Source organism: Cryobacterium sp. TMT2-42-4 (assembly GCF_004402645.1).
Taxonomy (GTDB): Bacteria; Actinomycetota; Actinomycetes; order Actinomycetales; family Microbacteriaceae; genus Cryobacterium; species Cryobacterium sandaracinum.
Genome location: NZ_SOFT01000035.1, coordinates 63,317 through 79,321, shown reverse-complemented (window position 1 = coordinate 79,321; position 16,005 = coordinate 63,317). Strand labels below are relative to the sequence as shown.

The 16,005-nt window shown below is 67.1% G+C and carries 14 protein-coding genes; 12 read left to right on the top strand and 2 right to left on the bottom strand.

The features are described 5' to 3' along the window. Positions 1–9 precede the first annotated feature (9 nt). The 9 genes from E3O18_RS12060 to dnaE all read left to right on the top strand — a co-directional run bounded on the left by E3O18_RS12060 (position 10) and on the right by dnaE (position 9,817). Positions 10–1,056: an FtsQ-type POTRA domain-containing protein gene (locus E3O18_RS12060; RefSeq protein WP_134395437.1), complete on the top strand. Its 1,047-nt coding sequence runs from the start codon at positions 10–12 to the stop codon at positions 1,054–1,056. 141 nt (positions 1,057–1,197) lie between these two features. Then, positions 1,198–2,382 carry a cell division protein FtsZ gene (gene ftsZ / locus E3O18_RS12055; protein ID WP_134395436.1) on the top strand — a complete coding sequence of 395 codons (1,185 nt, stop codon included), beginning with the start codon at positions 1,198–1,200 and terminating at the stop codon, positions 2,380–2,382. A gap of 16 nt (positions 2,383–2,398) precedes the next feature. Further along, the gene (locus tag E3O18_RS12050) at positions 2,399–3,094 is read left to right on the top strand and encodes a YggS family pyridoxal phosphate-dependent enzyme (RefSeq protein ID WP_134395435.1); all 696 of its coding nucleotides are present in this window, start codon (positions 2,399–2,401) and stop codon (positions 3,092–3,094) included. A 35-nt stretch (positions 3,095–3,129) separates the two neighbouring features. Then, positions 3,130–3,696, top strand: a complete 567-nt coding sequence (gene sepF / locus E3O18_RS12045; RefSeq protein WP_134395434.1) for a cell division protein SepF — start codon at positions 3,130–3,132, stop codon at positions 3,694–3,696. 8 nt (positions 3,697–3,704) lie between these two features. Beyond that, positions 3,705–4,001 (top strand): YggT family protein, encoded by a 297-nt coding sequence (locus E3O18_RS12040; protein ID WP_104099514.1) that lies wholly within the window; start codon positions 3,705–3,707, stop codon positions 3,999–4,001. Positions 4,002–4,145: 144 nt separating this feature from the next. After that, positions 4,146–4,766, top strand: a complete 621-nt coding sequence (locus E3O18_RS12035) for a DivIVA domain-containing protein (RefSeq protein ID WP_134395433.1) — start codon at positions 4,146–4,148, stop codon at positions 4,764–4,766. Continuing rightward, on the top strand, positions 4,756–5,313 hold the full coding sequence (lspA, locus tag E3O18_RS12030) for a signal peptidase II (protein WP_241973256.1): 558 nt from the start codon (positions 4,756–4,758) through the stop codon (positions 5,311–5,313). The genes E3O18_RS12035 and lspA overlap by 11 nt, the downstream gene beginning before the upstream one ends. 8 nt (positions 5,314–5,321) lie before the next feature. Further along, positions 5,322–6,242 carry an RluA family pseudouridine synthase gene (locus E3O18_RS12025; protein ID WP_134395432.1) on the top strand — a complete coding sequence of 307 codons (921 nt, stop codon included), beginning with the start codon at positions 5,322–5,324 and terminating at the stop codon, positions 6,240–6,242. 35 nt (positions 6,243–6,277) lie between these two features. Next, on the top strand, positions 6,278–9,817 hold the full coding sequence (gene dnaE, locus E3O18_RS12020) for a DNA polymerase III subunit alpha (RefSeq protein ID WP_166784539.1): 3,540 nt from the start codon (positions 6,278–6,280) through the stop codon (positions 9,815–9,817). Positions 9,818–10,048: 231 nt separating this feature from the next. On the opposite strand, the gene E3O18_RS12015 is transcribed toward dnaE, so the two are convergent. Continuing rightward, positions 10,049–12,448 carry an excinuclease ABC subunit UvrA gene (locus E3O18_RS12015; RefSeq protein WP_134418167.1) on the bottom strand — a complete coding sequence of 800 codons (2,400 nt, stop codon included), beginning with the start codon at positions 12,446–12,448 and terminating at the stop codon, positions 10,049–10,051. A 310-nt stretch (positions 12,449–12,758) separates the two neighbouring features. Here E3O18_RS12015 and E3O18_RS12010 point away from each other — a divergent pair, with 310 nt between their 5' ends. After that, positions 12,759–13,541 carry a lysophospholipid acyltransferase family protein gene (locus E3O18_RS12010; protein ID WP_134397072.1) on the top strand — a complete coding sequence of 261 codons (783 nt, stop codon included), beginning with the start codon at positions 12,759–12,761 and terminating at the stop codon, positions 13,539–13,541. Here the strand turns inward: E3O18_RS12010 and E3O18_RS12005 are convergent. Continuing rightward, positions 13,538–14,080 carry a flavin reductase family protein gene (locus E3O18_RS12005; RefSeq protein ID WP_134396499.1) on the bottom strand — a complete coding sequence of 181 codons (543 nt, stop codon included), beginning with the start codon at positions 14,078–14,080 and terminating at the stop codon, positions 13,538–13,540. The two genes, E3O18_RS12010 and E3O18_RS12005, sit on opposite strands and share 4 nt — an antisense overlap. A gap of 72 nt (positions 14,081–14,152) precedes the next feature. On the opposite strand from E3O18_RS12005, the gene hisD reads away from it, so the two are divergent. After that, positions 14,153–15,466 carry a histidinol dehydrogenase gene (gene hisD / locus E3O18_RS12000; protein WP_134396501.1) on the top strand — a complete coding sequence of 438 codons (1,314 nt, stop codon included), beginning with the start codon at positions 14,153–14,155 and terminating at the stop codon, positions 15,464–15,466. A 12-nt stretch (positions 15,467–15,478) separates the two neighbouring features. Next, the gene (nrdR, locus tag E3O18_RS11995) at positions 15,479–15,997 is read left to right on the top strand and encodes a transcriptional regulator NrdR (RefSeq protein WP_104100023.1); all 519 of its coding nucleotides are present in this window, start codon (positions 15,479–15,481) and stop codon (positions 15,995–15,997) included. Positions 15,998–16,005: the final 8 nt, after the last annotated feature.

Sequence of the window (16,005 nt, the reverse complement as noted above, 5' to 3'; positions counted from 1 at the left end):
CCGACGAGCATGAAGCGGCCCGAGGGCTACGACCGTCCTCCGGCCGGCGCTGAGCGGGCCGCCGGGCCGAAGGCGACCGCCGCGAACAGCGCGGGGGCGAAGCCTGCCGCAGCGAAGACAGGCCGTCCCAAGCCGGGAGGACGCCAGTCGAGCGGTCACAGCGACCACGCGGACACCGAGCCGATCACGCTTCCCGCCGACCCGATCGCACCCGTGTCCCGGCTGCGGGCGCCGGACTCTTCCCCTTCCTCCGCGCCCGCACCCACGGAGCTCCGCGACTCTGCGCTGACTCCGGCCGGGGCCAGACGCAAGCTCCGGGCCGCCCGTCGTGCCCGCAAACTCTATGAGCGGGAGGAGGTGCGCCGCTTCACCTGGCGCTCCCGCCGGCGGCGCAACGTCTGGCTGGCGGCGCTCGGCACCCTCGCCGCGCTCGTCGCCTTCGTGCTCGTCGGCACCTTCTCGCCCCTGATGGCGCTGCGCACCATTGAGGTCGTCGGGGCGAACCGGGTGCCGGCCGAGCAGATCCAGTCCGCCCTCGACGGCCAGCTGGGTACACCGCTGCCGCTCGTGGACTTCGCCGAGGTGAAACAGGAGCTGTCCGCCTTCACCCTGATCCAGAGCTACGTCACCGAGAGCCGTCCGCCGAACACCCTCGTCGTGCGTATTGTCGAGCGGGAGCCCGTCGGCGCCCTCGTGACCGAGTCCGGGTTCGACCTGGTCGACGCGGCCGGCGTAGTGATCCAGAGCGGCGCGGAGCGCCCCGCCGGGTACGCCACGATCGATGCGCGGGCCGGGGTCGGCAGTGCCGGCTTCCGGGCGGCGGCGGCCGTGATCGCGGCCCTGCCGGCAGACATCCGTTCCACCCTCGACACCGTCACCGCCGCCACCACGGACGACGTCACCCTCACGCTCGTGGGCGGCGCGCGCGTCGTGTGGGGGAGTGCGGAGAAGTCGGACTTCAAGGCGGTCGTGCTCGCTGCCCTGATCGTGAGCCACCCGATCGGCAGCGTCGGTGAGTACGACGTGTCCTCCCCGGACAGCGCCGTTCTCCGCTGAGATGTTGGTTGGATCTTCGCGACACGCGGGCGCGCCTCCCCGAGCCTGATCGACTGGCGCATAACTTTCTAAACAGGAATTGCATACTCAGCATAACTTTAAACTTCGACAAGAGGTTTAGGGTTCCACCGGAGGCCGGACGTGTCAACAACAAATCAGAACTACCTCGCAGTCATCAAGGTTGTTGGAATCGGTGGCGGCGGTGTCAACGCCGTCAACCGCATGATCGAGCTTGGCCTCCGCGGAGTCGAGTTCATCGCCATTAACACGGATGCCCAGGCGCTGCTGATGAGCGACGCCGACGTCAAACTCGACGTGGGCCGCGATCTCACCCGAGGCCTGGGCGCCGGCGCCGACCCTGAGGTCGGCCGCCGCGCCGCCGAAGACCACGCCGAAGAAATCGAAGAGGCTCTGGCCGGCGCGGACATGGTCTTCGTCACGGCCGGCGAGGGTGGTGGCACGGGCACCGGCGGTGCGCCGGTCGTCGCCCGCATCGCCAAGTCCATCGGCGCGCTCACCATCGGTGTCGTCACCAAGCCCTTCGGCTTCGAGGGCAAGCGCCGCCAGGCTCAGGCCGAGGCCGGCGTCGCCTCCCTCAAGAATGAGGTCGACACCCTCATCGTCGTGCCGAACGACCGTCTGCTGGAGATCAGCGACCGCGGCATCAGCATGCTCGAGGCCTTCGCCACGGCTGACCAGGTGCTCCTCGCCGGCGTGCAGGGCATCACCGACCTGATCACCACCCCCGGCCTGATCAACCTCGACTTCGCCGACGTCAAGTCGGTCATGCAGGGTGCCGGCTCCGCGCTGATGGGTATCGGCTCGTCCCGCGGCGCGGACCGAGCCATCAAGGCGGCCGAACTCGCCGTTGCGTCCCCGCTGCTCGAGGCCTCGATCGACGGTGCCCATGGCGTGCTGCTCTCGATCCAGGGTGGCTCCAACCTCGGAATTTTCGAGATCAACGACGCCGCTCGCCTCGTGCAGGAAGCCGTGCACCCGGAAGCCAACATCATCTTCGGTGCGGTCATCGACGACACCCTGGGCGACGAGGTGCGGGTCACCGTCATCGCTGCCGGATTCGACGGCGGTGAGCCCGGTGCCAAGGCGGTCGAGGTGCGCCGCGCGGACCTGGTCGCCGCCGGCGTCGCGGCCGGCGCGGGTGTGGGCACGGCGGGCGCTGCGGCGGTCGGCGCGACCGACTCGGCTCCCTACACGGATGCCGCAGCCTCGTCGGTCTGGTCCGGCGTCGAGCCGGGTGCGGCCGTGGCCGACCCGGCCTTCGAGGAAGACCCGGACGACCTGGACATCCCGGACTTCCTCAAGTAGTGCCGCAGGCAGCCAGATGAGTGACTCGGTCAGGCCCGGGGCCGGTGGCCTCGCGGAACGATTGACCGCCGTTCAGGGTGGGATCGTCGCCGCGGCTGCCGCCGCCGGGCGCGACCCGGCGGAGCTCACGACCATCGTCGTGACCAAGTTCCAGCCCGTCTCGCTGCTCCAGGAACTCGCCGCCCTCGGCGTGCGCAACTTCGGGGAAAGCCGCCACCAGGAAGCCCAGGCCAAGGCCGCCGATCTCCTCCACCTCGACCTCACCTGGCATTTCGTGGGCCAGGTGCAGGGGAAGAAGGCCCGGCAGGTGCGGGCCTACGCCGACGTCATCCACTCCGTGGATCGAGCATCGCTTGTCGATGCATTGGCGTCGGAGGATTCGGTCGTCGACTGCTTCGTGCAGGTGAACCTCACGGTTGACCCGTCTCGCGGCGGAGTCGCTCCGGGGGAGCTGCCCAAACTCGTCGAACACGTGCTCTCCACGGCCGGACTCCGGCTGATCGGGCTGATGGCGGTGGCCCCGCTCGGTGCAGAACCGCGCCCATCCTTCGCCCGGGTTCGCGAACTGGGTGAGCAGATTCAGCAGATCGCGCCGAACGCGAAATCCTTGTCCATGGGCATGTCCCAGGACTATGCGGAGGCGATCATCGAAGGGGCGACACACCTTCGAATTGGCACAGCAATCACCGGGAAACGCCCGGTATCCGGTTAATCTGGACAAGAAGAATCACCAACACGGAGGTCGAGATGTCCAACCCGCTCAAGAAAACCATGGTTTACCTGGGTCTGGCAGACGAGGAACTCGAGTACGAGGCGCCCGCTACTGCGCCCGCATCGACGGCCACTCACTCGACGGCGACCGGTGCTGCGGCATCAAAGTCCGCTGCTCCGCACTCCACCCCCAATTCCTCGCACGCCGCGTCGACCGCGTCGTCGTCACACACCGCCGGCGCATCCGCCTCGGCCGGTCGCGCATCGGTGACACCGCTGCGCAAGACCTCCGCTCCGAAGAATGTGGCTGCCTCAGACATGAATGAAATCCTCACCGTCCACCCGCGCCAGTATAAGGACGCTCAGGTGATCGCGGAGTCCTTCCGCGATGGAATCCCGGTCATCATCAACCTGTCTCAGATGAGCGACGCCGATGCGCGCCGCCTCATCGACTTTGCCAGCGGACTGTCCCAGGGGCTGTACGGGAAGATCGAGCGCGTCACGGCGAAGGTCTTCCTGCTCTCCCCGTCCCACGTTGTCGTGTCCGGCGACAATGCCGCGGAGGACTCCGATGCCGAGGCGTCCTTCTTCGCGCAGTCGTAGTTACCGCCGTGTTTGCCGTCAGCCTGATCGGTGCGATCGCCTACTACGCCCTCCTGCTCTACTTCTTCGTGATGTGGGGTCGGTTCATCATCGACCTCGTACGCAGTGTCAACCGGTCCTGGCGGCCGCAAGGCCCCCTGCTCGTCGTGATCGAGTTGGCCTATTCCCTGACCGACCCGCCGATCAAGTTCTTCCGCCGGCTCCTGCCGCCGCTTCGGGTCGGCCCGATCGCCTTCGACTTCGGCTGGAGCATCACCATGCTCTGCGTCATCGTCGGCATGTCGATCACCGGGCTCATGCGCTGACCGCTACCTCGCGCCCCGGACTGGGCATGTATTCTGGTCCGACGGCGTGCCGGGCTGACGCGGTCCGACTACGCGTCGGACCTTGATAGCGTTGGTTGAACGCAAACACAATGTTCGCAACTCGAGTTTTAAGGGTGGAAAGCCATGGCGCTAACTCCGGAAGATGTAGTCAACAAGCGGTTCCAGTCGACTAAGTTCCGCGAAGGATACGATCAGGACGAGGTCGATGACTTCCTCGACGAGGTCGTCGTTGAACTTCGCCGACTGACTGCAGAGAACGAGGAGCTCAAGGCTCGCGTCAGCTCTGGCGGCGCAGCGGAGCCTGCTGCCGCAGCCGAGGTCGCACCGGCGCCCGAGGCCGTCGCGGAGCCCGTCGTGGCTCCCGCTGTCGTGGCCTCACCGGTTGTCGCCGGGCCCATCGACGAGACCGCCGGCACGACCAACCTCCTCCAGCTGGCTCGTCGCCTACACGAGGAGCATGTCAAGGAGGGTGCCGAGAAGCGCGACGCACTCATCGCCGAAGGCCACGCCACCGCAGCCCGTCTCGTTGCCGAGGCCGAAGCTAAGCAGCGCGCGCAACTCAGCATTCTCGACCAGGAGCGCTCCGTCCTCGAGACCAAGATCGACGATCTGCGCACGTTCGAGCGCGAGTACCGCCAGAAGCTGAAGAGCTACATCGAGACCCAGCTGCGCGACCTCGACGCCACGTCGCCGGTCGAGTCGAGCAACGCCTCGAAGTCGAGCTTCCAGAGCTTTGGCGCCTAAGGTTCGAACGAAGAAGCGCCCCGGTGCGTTGATCCTCCTGGCCGTCGTGGCCCTGGGAATTTACGCTCTGGATCAGATCAGTAAGTACCTCATCGTCAGCAGACTGACCGAGGGTGACATCGTCCGGGTTCTGGGAGACGTGCTGCAAATGCACTTCGTCCGGAACCCGGGCGCTGCCTTTTCCCTGGCAGCCGGCATGACGTGGATCTTCTCGATCATCGCCGTGGCCGTGGTGATCCTCATGGTCTGGTTCGCCGGGCGCATCCGCTCTTTGGCCTGGTCTGTCGTCTTCGGGCTCCTGCTCGGCGGCGTGCTCGGCAACCTGACCGACCGGCTGCTGAGGGAGCCGTCCTTCGGCCTGGGTCACGTGATCGATTTCATCTCCACGCCCTGGCTTATCCCCGCCATTTACAACGTGGCGGATATGGCGATCGTGTCGAGCATGATCATCTTCATGTACCTGACCATTCGCGGAATCGGCCTCGACGGTCGCCGCACCGACGCCTCGGACCCGTCCGAATCCACCCCCACCCAGATAGCATCCTGATTCTCGCCATGGAAACACGCTCCCTTCCTCTCCCGGACGGACTCGCCGGAGTCCGCGTCGACGCCGGCATCGCCAAGCTCCTCGGCTTCTCACGCAGCTTCGCGGCCGAAGTCTGCGAGGCCGGCGGAGTCACGTTGGACGGGGTCGTGGCCGGTAAATCCGACCGGTTGCACAATGGAGCGTGGCTGGAGGTGTCCTGGCAGCCCAAGGAGGCCCTGGCGATCGTGCCCATCCCGGTGCCGGATCTCACGATCGTGCACGACGACGAGAGCATCGTGGTCATCAACAAGCCGTCCGGGGTGGCCGCGCATCCGAGTGTGGGCTGGACCGGTCCCACCGTGGTCGGCGCGCTCTCCGCGGCCGGCTACCGCATCGCCACCTCCGGGGCCAGCGAGCGGGCCGGGATCGTGCACCGCCTCGACGTGGGTACCAGCGGTCTGATGGTCGTCGCCAAGTCGGAGACCGCGTATACGGCGCTCAAGCGCGCCTTCCACGACCGCGAGGTCGAGAAGATCTACCACTCCGTCGTTCAGGGCCACCCCGATCCGAGCACCGGCACGATCGACGCGCCGATCGGGCGCCACCCTCGGTCGGACTGGAAGTTCGCGGTCATCGCCGGCGGCAAGGATTCCGTTACGCACTACGAGACGCTCGAGGCCTTCCCCTCGGCGTCACTGGTGGAGGTGCACCTGGAGACGGGGCGCACACATCAGATCCGGGTGCACATGGCCGCCCAGCGACATCCGTGCGTGGGTGACGCCATGTACGGCGCGGATCCCTCGATCACGGCGCGCCTCGGTCTGACCCGCCAGTGGCTGCACGCCAAGCAGCTGGCGTTCCACCACCCGGACACTCGGGAGTGGGTCACCTTCACCACCGACTACCCGGCCGACCTCGCGCACGCCCTCGACGTGCTGCGCGACGCCTGACGCGTAGCGCCCAATTCCAACACCTCGGAGCCGTTTTGTCCTCTCAGAATAAGTCGGGTGGATCGACAGATTCCTTCGTGCACCTGCACGTGCATAGCGAGTACTCGATGCTCGACGGCGCGGCGCGGGTCAAACCGCTGATCAACGCGGCGATCGAGCAGGGGATGCCGGCGGTCGCCATCACCGACCACGGCAACGTGTTCGGTGCGTTCGATTTCTGGCGAACCGCGACCGAGGCCGGCATCAAGCCGATCATCGGCACCGAGGCGTACATCACCCCCGGAACCAACCGGCGGGACAAGACCCGGGTGCGCTGGGGAACCAGCGGTCAGAACCGTGACGACGTCGGTGGCGCCGGTTCGTACACGCACATGACGCTGCTCTCGGAGACCACGGCCGGAATGCACAACCTGTTCCGGCTGTCGTCCAAGGCCAGCCTGGAGGGGTACTACTTCAAGCCCCGGATGGACCGGGAACTGCTCGCCGAGTTCTCGGACGGGCTGATCGGCACGACCGGGTGCGTGGGCGGCGAAGTGCAGACCCGCCTGCGCCTCGGCCAGTACGACGAGGCGAAGAAGGCGGCCGGGGAATTCCAGGACATCTTCGGCAAGGAGAACTTCTTCTGCGAGATCATGGACCACGGCATCGACATCGAGCGCCGCACCATGACCGACCTGCTCAAACTCGCCGGCGAACTCAAACTGCCGCTCGTGGCCAGCAACGACCTGCACTACACCCACGCCCACGACGCGACCGCCCATGCGGCCCTGCTCTGCGTGCAGTCGGCCTCGACCCTCGACGACCCGAACCGCTTCAAGTTCGACTCGAACGAGTTCTACCTGAAGACCGCCGCGCAAATGCGGCATCTCTTCCGCGACCACCCGGAATCCTGCGACAACACGCTGCTGATCGCCGAACGCTGCCAGGTGGAGTTCAACACCAAGGCCAACTACATGCCCCGGTTCCCCTGCCCGGAGGGGGAGAACGAGGAGAGCTGGTTCGTCAAGGAGAACGAGATCGGGCTGGCCAAGCGCTACCCGAACGGCATCCCGGACGAGGTGCGCAAACGAGCCGACTACGAGATCGGCATCATCATCCAGATGGGCTTCCCCGGGTACTTCCTCGTCGTGGCCGACTTCATCATGTGGGCCAGACAGCAGGGCATCCGGGTAGGTCCCGGCCGCGGGTCGGGCGCCGGTTCGATGGTCGCCTACGCCATGGGCATCACCGACCTGGACCCGCTCGTGCACGGGCTGATCTTCGAACGGTTCCTGAACCCTGACCGCGTCTCCATGCCCGACTTCGACGTGGACTTCGACGAGCGCCGTCGCGGCGAGGTCATCCACTACGTGACCGAGAAGTACGGCGAGGAGCGCGTCGCCCAGATTGTCACCTACGGCACGATCAAGGCCAAGCAGGCCCTCAAGGATGCGTCCCGGGTGCTCGGCTTCCCCTTCGGCATGGGGGACAAGCTCACCAAGGCCATGCCGCCGGCGATCATGGGCAAGGACGTGCCCCTGACCGGCATGTTCGACAAGGACCACGCGCGCTACCGCGAGGCCGCCGATTTCCGCGCCGTGATCGAGTCCGACCCCGAGGCCCGGACCGTCTTCGACACCGCCCTCGGCCTGGAGAATCTCAAGCGTCAGTGGGGCGTGCACGCCGCCGGGGTGATCATGAGCTCCGACCCGCTGATCGACATCATCCCGATCATGAAGCGTGAAGCGGATGGCCAGGTCGTCACCCAATTCGACTACCCGGCCTCCGAGGCCCTCGGCCTGATCAAGATGGACTTCCTGGGGCTGCGTAACCTCACCATCATCGACGACACCCTCGACAACATCGCCGTGAACCGTGGACACCGGCCCGTGCTCGAAGAAATGGGCCTGGAAGACCCGGCCGCCTACGAGCTGCTCGCCCGCGGTGACACGCTCGGGGTGTTCCAGCTCGACGGCGGGCCCATGCGGTCGCTGCTACGCCTGATGAAGCCCGACAACTTCGAAGACATCTCGGCCGTCATCGCCCTGTACCGGCCCGGCCCCATGGGCGCCAACTCGCACACCAACTATGCGCTGCGGAAGACCGGCCAGCAGGAGATCATCCCGATCCACCCGGAGCTCGAGGAGGCGCTGGCCGACGTCATCGGCACCACCTACGGCCTGATCGTGTATCAGGAGCAGGTCATGTCGATCGCGCAGAAGCTGGCCGGGTTCTCCCTGGGCCAGGCCGACCTGCTGCGCCGCGCGATGGGCAAGAAGAAGAAGTCGGAGCTGGACAAGCAGTTCGAGGGCTTCTCCGGCGGCATGGTCGCCAACGGCTACTCCATGGAGGCGGTGAAGACCGTCTGGGACATCCTGCTCCCGTTTTCCGACTACGCCTTCAACAAGGCGCACTCGGCCGCCTACGGGGTGCTCTCGTACTGGACCGCGTACCTCAAGGCGAAGTACCCGGCGGAGTACATGGCCGCGCTGCTGACCAGCGTCGGCGACTCCCGCGACAAGCTCGCGCTGTACCTGAACGAGTGCCGCCGGATGGGCATCCAGGTTCTACCGCCCGACGTGAATGAATCGATCGGGTACTTCGCGGCCGTGGGCACGGACATCCGTTTCGGGCTCGGCGCGGTGCGCAACGTGGGATTCAACGTGGTCGACGCGATCCGCGCCGCACGCACCGAGAAGGGCGCGTTTGAGTCGTTCCACGACTTCCTGCGCAAGGTGCCGATCCCGGTGGCGAACAAGCGCACGGTCGAGTCTTTGATCAAGGCCGGCGCATTCGACTCGCTCGGCGCGACCCGCCGGGCCATGTTCGAGATCCACGAAGCCGCGGTCGAATCCGCTGTCAAGATCAAGCGCGACGAGCAACACGGCATGGTCGGCTTCGACTTCGACAGCCTCTTCGACGACCCGCAAGAGAGCGAGCAGGTTCCCGACCGTCCCGAATGGAGTAAGAAGGAGAAGCTCGCGCTCGAACGCGACATGCTCGGGCTCTACGTCTCCGACCATCCGCTGGCCGGGCTCGAGCTCCCGCTGGCCAAGCACGCCAGCACGACCATCGTGGACCTGGTGGGATCGGAGCAGACGCAGGATGCCGACACCGTCACCATCGCCGGGCTGATCACCAGCGTGCAGCACCGGATCGCGAAGAAGTCGGGCAACCAATACGGCATCATCCAGGTCGAGGATTTCGGTGGGGAGATCGCCGTGATGTTCATGGGCAAGGCCTATCAGGAGTTCTCGTCCGACCTGGTCAGCGACTCGGTCGTGGTCGTGCGGGGCCGGGTGAGCCTGCGCGACGACGGCATGAATCTGCACGCGTACAGCATTTTCGCGCCCGAGCTCGGCTTGGCCTCGGAAACCGGCACGCTGACGGTCACGCTGGCGGAATCCCGGGCCACAACCGACACCGTGACGGCGCTGGGTGAAGTCATCACCCGCCACATCGGCAGCTCCGAGGTGCGGATCAAGCTGGTGAAGGGCCACACGGCCCGAGTGTTCGAGCTGCCCCATCATGTGAAGATCAGCGCCGACCTGTTCGGGGAGCTCAAGAGCCTGCTCGGGCCGAACTGCCTGACCTAAGAGAACGAGTCCGAGCCGACCGCTGGTGTCGCCCTCGGCAAGTCAGAGCTGACGGCACCTCGTGGAAGCTGATCCTCACCGGTGACGCGAAGTGCCCGGTGTCGAACCAATTCGACGGAGATTCTCGTGTGAAACCGCTTTCTCGGGGTGGAATGGGGCCGATTCGGCCAGAATCTCCGTCGAATTCGTTCGGGACAGACCTGACTGGCAGCGCCGTGAAGTGCGCTGCCGTCAGGCTCTGCCGACGTAGGCCGCGAGGTGCTGGCCGGTGAGGGTGGAGCGGTCGGCGACCAGGTCGGCCGGTGAGCCCTCGAAGACGATCCGGCCGCCGTCGTGACCGGCGCCGGGTCCGAGGTCGATGATCCAGTCGGCATGAGCCATCACGGCCTGGAGATGCTCGACGACGATGACCGACTTGCCGGAGTCCACGATTCGGTCGAGCAGGCCGAGCAACTGCTCGACGTCGGCGAGGTGGAGTCCGGTGGTCGGCTCGTCGAGCACGTAGACGCCGCCCTGCTCAGCCAGGTGGGTGGCCAGCTTGAGCCGCTGGCGCTCGCCCCCCGAGAGCGTCGTGAGCGGCTGGCCGAGGCTGAGATAGCCGAGCCCAACGTCGGTAAGCCCGCCCAGGATGGCGTGGGCGGCCGGCGTGCGCGCCGCTCCGGCGCCGAAGAACTCCCGGGCCGCCGTCACCGACATCGCGAGCACCTCACTGATATCGCGGCCGCCGAGGCGGTACTCCAAAACGGATGCCTCGAACCGCTTCCCCGCGCAGACCTCGCAGGTGGTGGCGACGCCCGCCATCATGGCCAGGTCGGTGTAGACGACGCCGGCACCGTTGCAGTTGGGGCAGGCACCCTCGGAGTTGGAGCTGAACAGCGCGGGCTTCACGCCGTTGGCCTTCGCGAAGGCCTTTCGGATCGGGTCGAGCATTCCCGTGTACGTCGCCGGATTGCTTCTGCGGGAACCGCGGATGCTGCCCTGATCGATGGACACCACGCCCGCGCCAGTGGGGATCGACCCGTGCACGAGCGAGCTCTTTCCGGAGCCCGCGACCCCCGTCAGCACGACGAGCACGCCGAGCGGGATATCCACGTCCACATCCTTCAGGTTGTTCTTTGTCGCGCCGCGAATCTCCAGCGTGCCCGTGGGGGTGCGCACTGCGGGCTTGAGTGCTGCGCGATAGTCGAAGTGGCGGCCAGTAAGGGTGCCGCTGGTGCGGAGACCCTCCACGGTGCCCTCGAAGCAGACGGTGCCGCCCGCCGCGCCGGCGCCGGGTCCGAGATCGACGACGTGGTCGGCGATCACGATCGTCTCCGGCTTATGCTCCACGACGAGCACCGTGTTGCCCTTGTCCCGCAGCTGCAGCAGCAGTGTGTTCATGCGCTCGATGTCATGGGGATGCAGCCCGATGGTGGGCTCGTCGAAGACGTAGGTGACGTCGGTGAGTGAGGAGCCCAGGTGCCGGATCATCTTGGTGCGCTGGGCCTCCCCGCCCGACAAAGTTCCGGCCGGCCGGTCGAGCGACAGGTAACCCAACCCGATCTCCACGAACGAGTCGAGGATCTGGCGCAACGCCTGCGTGAGCGGGGCCACCGATGGCTCGCTCTGGCCGCGAACCCACCCGGCCAGGTCGCTGATCTGCCAGGCACAGGCGTCGGCGATGCTCACTCCGGAGATCTTCGACGAGCGAGCCGCCTCGCTGAGTCGGGTGCCGCCGCACTCGGGGCAGGTGGCGAACGTGACCGCACGCTCCACGAACGCGCGGATATGCGGCTGCAAAGCGGAGACATCCTTGGACAGGAACGACTTCTGAATCTGCGGGATGAGGCCCTGATACGTCAGGTTGATCCCGTCGACCTTGATCTTGGTCGGCTCCTTGTAGAGCAGGTCGTCCAGTTCCTTCGTGCTGTACCGATGAATTGGCTTGTCCGGGTCGAACCAGCCGCAGCCGCGGAAGATGCGGCCGTACCAGCCGTCCATCGTGTAGCCAGGGATCGTGAGCGCGCCCTCGTTGAGCGACTGGGAATCGTCGTATAGCGCCGAGCGATCGATGTCGTTGACGGTGCCCATGCCCTCGCAGCGCGGGCACATGCCGCCGGTGATGCTGAAGCTGCGCCGCTCCTTCACGGTCTTTCCGCCGCGCTCGAGCGTGACCGCCCCGGCCCCACTGATCGAGGCGACGTTGAACGAGAACGCCTGGGGCGATCCGATGTGGGGCTGACCGAGCCGGCTGAAGAGGATGCGCAGCAGCGCGTTGGCGTCGGTGGCGGTCCCGACCGTGGAACGGGAGTTGGCCCCCATTCGCTCCTGGTCGACGATGATGGCCGTGGTCAGACCATCCAGCACGTCCACCTCGGGGCGCGCCAGGGCCGGCATGAATCCCTGCACGAACGCACTGTAGGTCTCGTTGATCAACCGCTGCGACTCGGCGGCGATCGTGCCGAACACTAGTGAGCTCTTGCCCGAGCCGGAAACGCCGGTGAACACCGTCAGCCGCCGCTTCGGGATGTCGAGGCTGACGTCCCTGAGGTTGTTCACGCGCGCGCCCCGCACCCGGATCCGGTCGTGGCTGTCGGCCGCGGGCGGCGCGGGCATGGTCGTGCTCGCGGCGCTGCTCAGGTCAGTGCTCATCGTGTCTCCCTCTGGTGGCCGGGCCGCCCACGTGGTCTCGGTGGTCGTCGCCTGGTCGAGTCAACCAGCTTCAAGGCCGGTTGTTGCGGTTCCGCCGTGGATGATTCCAGTGTCAGTGCGGTCGAGGCCGTGTGCAAGCTCGATAACCGATGACACAGACGGGGTGGAAGTTTGCGGCGCAGGTATCCGGAGCCGGGCGAGCGTGAGAACGTGAGCCCACGTCCACGGGGTGCGCCGCGCGTGCGAGCCGGGTCCCGAACGGCTCGTGGGACGGACGCGGAAACCCGCACGCAGGTCGTAGCCTTGAGGTATGAGCACAGGCACTCGGGAACCTCTGTACACCACGGCGATTCTGGCCGGGCGGGCCGTGTTCGGCCTGCTGCGGCTGAAGCCATCCGTGACCGGTCTGAAGAATCTTCCGGACACCGGCGGGGCGGTGATGGCGATCACGCACTTCGGCTACATGGACTTCGCCCTGGTCGAGTGGATGCTGTGGCACAAGAACCGAAGGCACATCCGTTTCATGGCCAAGAAGGGCGCGTTCGACCAGAAGCTCGTGGGCGTGTTGCTGCGCGGCATGCGTCATATCTCGGTCGACATGAAGGCAGGGGCGGAGGCTTACGGCCAAGCCGTGGCCGCGCTGCGGGCGGGCGAACTGCTCGGCGTGTTCCCGGAAGGCGGCGTGAACGCCTCCTTCACCGTGCGCGAGTTGAAGTCGGGTGCCATCCGGATGGCCGCCGAGGCCGGGGTCCCCGTGATCCCGATCGCGGTCTGGGGCGGGCACCGCGTGCTCACGAAGAACCACAAGCCGGCCCTGCGCGAGGTGTTCGACGTGCCCATCCACTTCGCCGTCGGCGAGCCGTTCACGGTCGCGGCGGGGGAGGGCACGCAGCCGATGACGTTGGCACTCCACGACACCCTGCAGGTTCTCGTCGACAACCTGCAGAAAGCCTATCCGGTGGACGGCGCCGGCCAGTGGTGGCAGCCGCGGCACCTGGGCGGCACCGCGCCCACGCCGGAGGAGGCCGCCGTGGCCGAGGCCGAGCGGCGCCGGCGGCGCGACGAGGCCGGCGCAGCCCCGTCACAAGGCTAGGCCGGGGCGCCGGGCACGCGGTAGGTGCGCTCGTAGTACAGCAGAGCCTCGTCGTTCTCGCCCATGCCGCCTTCCTCGATCTTCACGACCACGACGGCGCTGTTGTGCACCAGTGTGCGTTCGATGATTCGCCCGATCATCCACGAGGTGACGCCCTTCAGCACGGGCAGGCCGTGGGGTCCGGGCTGCCAGTGGTCGCCGACGAAGCGCTGGTTCGCAGGGCCCGACATCACCTCGGCGACGGCACGATTGTGCGCCCCGAGGATGTGGATGACGACCCGGTCGCTCTCGGCGATCGCCGGCCAGGTGCTGGCTGACCGGGCCATGTTGAATGTGGCCAGCGGCGGAACCGACGACAGCGACGCCAGCGAGGTGGCCGTGAATCCCACCGGGGCGCCGTCCGGGCGCAGCGCGGTGATCACCGCGACACCGGCGGCGTGACGCCGGAAGGAATGTTTGAAGGCGGCCAGATCCAGCGGTGCATTGGGATCATCGGCCAGCGGTACGGTGGCGGGCTGGGGTACTTCGGTGTCGCTCATGTGACTGAATCAATCTCCTCGCCATTGAGCCTATTCCCGGTGGACGGGAGTTGATGGCTAGGCTGGAACGCGATGATCCAGACTATTGACCTCCGAGGGACCCGGCCCACTCCGGCGGAATTGCTTGCAGCCGTCCCGCGTGCGCTCACCGACGTGACCGCGGCCAGCGACGTCGCAGCCGAATTGATCGACGATGTGCGGGCCAGAGGCGAGGATGCCCTCCGCGACCAGGCGGAACGCCTCGACCGGGTGCGTCCGTCCCATGTGCGGGTTCCCGCGTCCCACGTCACCGAGGCCCTGGCCGGGCTCGACCCGACGGTGCGCACGGCCATCGAGGAGACCATCCGTCGCGTGCGCATCGCCAGCGCGGCCCAGGTGCCGCCGCAGGTGACCACCACGATCGCCGACGGCGCCACCATCACGCAGCGCTGGCAGCCGATCAACCGGGTCGGCCTGTACGTTCCCGGCGGCAAAGCCGTCTACCCCTCGAGCGTCGTGATGAACGTGGTTCCGGCCCAGATCGCCGGCGTCTCCTCGATCGCGCTGGCGTCGCCGCCGCAGAGCGACTTCGACGGACGCGTGCACCCCACCATCCTCGCCGTGGCGGGCCTGCTCGGCATCGACGAAATCTACGCCATGGGCGGGGCCGGCGCGGTCGGCGCCTTCGCCTACGGTGTTCCCGGGCTCGGCCTGGATCCGGTGCAGCTGGTCACCGGCCCCGGCAACGTCTATGTGGCCGCCGCCAAGCGGCTCGTGCGCGGAGTGACCGGCATCGACTCCGAGGCCGGCCCTACCGACATCCTGGTCATCGCGGATGCGTCCGCCGACCCCGGCGTCGTCGCGGCCGACCTGGTCAGCCAGGCCGAGCACGACGAGCTGGCCGCCGCCATGCTGGTCACCGATTCGGCCGAGCTCGCCGACGCCGTCGCACTGCACCTGGTCGACCTGATGCAGAGCACGACCCACAGCATCCGTGTCACCGCGTCCCTGAACGGGCGCCAGTCGGGGATCGTGCTCGTGGACGACCTCGACGCCGCGGCCGCGTTCAGCAACGCGTTCGGTCCCGAGCACCTCGAGATCCAGACGAGCGACCCGGATGCCGTGCTCGCGCTGATCGAGAACGCCGGCGCCATCTTCCTCGGCCCTCATTCGCCCGTGAGCCTCGGCGACTACGTGGCTGGCTCGAACCACGTGCTGCCGACGGGAGGCCAGGCCCGGTTCGCCTCCGGACTCGGCGCCTACACCTTCCTGCGCCCCCAGCAGGTCGTCACGTACAGCCGGGAGGCACTGCGCGAGGTCGCGGACCACATCGCGGCCCTGTCCGCGGCGGAGGCGCTGCCCGCGCACGGCGACGCCGTCACGGCCCGTTTCACGACGGCGCTGTAAGCTGAGCCCACGATGTTCTGCCCGTTCTGCCGCCACCCGGACTCCCGAGTCATCGACTCGCGCACGAGCGACGACGGACTTTCCATTCGTCGGCGTCGACAGTGCCCCGAATGCGGCCGGAGGTTCAGCACCACCGAGACCGCCAGCCTGAACATCGTCAAGCGCAGCGGGGTCGTCGAACCGTTCAGCCGCGACAAGATCGTGGCCGGCGTGCGCAAGGCCTGCCAAGGTCGTCCGGTAACGGATTCCGACCTGGCCATGCTTGCCCAGCGGGTGGAGGAGACCATCCGGCAGACCGGCGCGTCGCAGGTGAAGGCGAACGAGGTCGGCCTCGCGATCCTGCCGCCGCTGCGCGAACTTGATGAGGTGGCCTATCTCCGCTTCGCGAGTGTCTACCAGGCATTCGATTCGCTCGAGGATTTCGAGACCGCGATCGCCCGGCTGCGCACCGAACACGGATCCCGCACCGAACACGGCTCCCGCCCCGAGCAGGGCAGCGGCGCGGGCGCCGCACACCCGTCCGAGTCGTAGGCGGCACC